This is a genomic window from Aurantiacibacter zhengii (assembly GCF_003584125.1).
Lineage (GTDB): Bacteria > Pseudomonadota > Alphaproteobacteria > Sphingomonadales > Sphingomonadaceae > Alteraurantiacibacter > Alteraurantiacibacter zhengii.
Genome location: NZ_QXFL01000028.1, coordinates 1 through 2,073, shown reverse-complemented (window position 1 = coordinate 2,073; position 2,073 = coordinate 1). Strand labels below are relative to the sequence as shown.

Sequence of the window (2,073 nt, the reverse complement as noted above, 5' to 3'; positions counted from 1 at the left end):
CCGCGGCTGTCGTTCTTCTGGGGCATCGGCATGAACTTCTTCATGGAGATCGCCAAGATGCGCGCAGGCCGCGTGCTGTGGCACGACGTGATGGACGAGCTTGGGGCCAAGAACCCCAAGTCGAAGATGCTGCGCACCCACTGCCAGACCTCGGGCGTGTCATTGCAGGAGCAGGACCCCTACAACAACGTGATCCGCACCACGCTGGAAGCGCTGGCCGCGGTGCTGGGGGGCACGCAGTCGCTGCACACCAATGCGCTGGACGAGGCGCTGGCGCTGCCGACCGACTTCTCCGCTCGCATTGCAAGGAACACGCAGCTGGTGATCGAGGAGGAAAGCGGGGTGACCAATGTCGCCGATCCGCTGGGCGGTTCCTACTATATCGAGAGCCTGACGAACGAGCTGGTGGAGAAGGCCCGCGCGCTGATCGAGGAAGTCGATGCGCTGGGGGGCATGACCGCAGCGGTTGCCAGCGGCATGCCCAAGGCGCGGATCGAGGAGGCCGCGGCGCGCAAGCAGGCGAGCGTCGACAAGGGCGAGGCGGTGATCGTGGGGGTGAACAAGTACCGCCTCGACGAGGAAGCGCATATCGACACGCTGGATATCGACAACCACAAGGTACGCGCCAGCCAGATCGCGCGGATCGAGGCGGTGCGCCGGGGCCGCGACGAGGAGCAGGTGAAGGTGGCGCTGGCCAACCTCACGCGCGGGGCGCGGGTGGACCGGGCCGCGAACGAGGCGCGCTTGCAGGAAGGCCGCGACGAGAAGGGCGTGCCGCTGCCGCCCTCGCAGCTGGAGAAGCTGGCGGCCGACAACGAGACGAACCTGCTGGCTCTCGCCGTTGAAGCGGCGCGCGCCGATGCGACGCTGGGCGAGATCTCGATGGCGATGGAGACAGCCTTCGGCCGCTACGACACGGTGCCGACGCCGGTGAAGGGCGTATATGCCAGCGCCTACGAAGGCGATGCGCGCTATGCCCAGGTGACAGAAGGGGTAGAGGCCGTAGCCCGCCGCCTGGATCACAAGCCCCGCGTGCTGGTCGCCAAGATGGGCCAGGACGGGCACGACCGCGGCGCGAACGTGATCGCATCGGCCTTTGCCGACATGGGGTTCGAGGTCATCAGCGGCCCGCTGTTCCAGACGCCCGAGGAGACCGCCAGGATGGCGCTGGAATGCGAGGTGGACGCGGTAGGCGCATCGTCGCTGGCAGCAGGCCACAAGACGCTGATCCCCGAACTGATCGGCCATCTGCGCGATGCGGATCGCGGCGATATCAAGGTGGTGGCAGGCGGCGTGATCCCGCCGCAGGACTACGACTTCCTGAAGAAGGCCGGCGTGCAAGGGATCTACGGCCCTGGCACCAACGTGGTGGAAGCCGCCGCGGACCTGCTGCGCCTCTTGGGCCACAACATGCCGCCGGCGGGTGAGGAACTGGAGACGACACGATAATGTTCACGAAAATCCTCATCGCCAACCGGGGCGAGATCGCGTGCCGGGTCATCAAGACCGCGCGGCGCATGGGTATCGCCACGGTCGCGGTCTACTCCGATGCCGATGCTCGCGCGCCCTTCGTGCGACAAGCGGACGAGGCCGTCCATATCGGTCCGCCGCCTGCCAGCGAGAGCTACCTGCTGGCCGACAGGATCATCGCCGCCTGCAAGCAGACAGGCGCCGAGGCCGTGCATCCGGGCTATGGCTTCCTGTCGGAGCGCGCCAGCTTCGTCGAGGCGCTGGAGGCGGAAGGCATCGCCTTCATCGGTCCGCCCGCCAGTGCGATCGCGGCGATGGGCGACAAGATCGAGAGCAAGAAGCTGGCCAAGGCAGCGGGCGTGAACACCGTGCCTGGCTCCGAGGATGCCATCGACACCACCGAGGAGGCAGTGAAGGTCTCGAACGCAATCGGCTACCCGGTGATGATGAAGGCGAGCGCGGGCGGCGGCGGCAAGGGCATGCGGCTTGCGTGGAACGACACCGACGTGGAGGAAGGGTTCGAGGCGACCAAGCGCGAGGGGCTCAACTCCTTCGGCGATGACCGCGTGTTCATCGAGAAGTTCATCGAGGACCCGCGCCATA

Annotated in this window: 2 protein-coding genes; both read left to right on the top strand. The window is 66.9% G+C overall.

Annotated features, from left to right (window positions below):
- A partial coding sequence (locus D2V07_RS18345) for a methylmalonyl-CoA mutase family protein (protein ID WP_199698847.1) occupies positions 1-1,449 on the top strand: 1,449 nt, incomplete at its 5' end.
- The coding region (locus D2V07_RS18340) for a biotin carboxylase N-terminal domain-containing protein (protein ID WP_325049054.1) at positions 1,449-2,073 on the top strand (625 nt) is incomplete at its 3' end. The genes D2V07_RS18345 and D2V07_RS18340, both read left to right, overlap by 1 nt.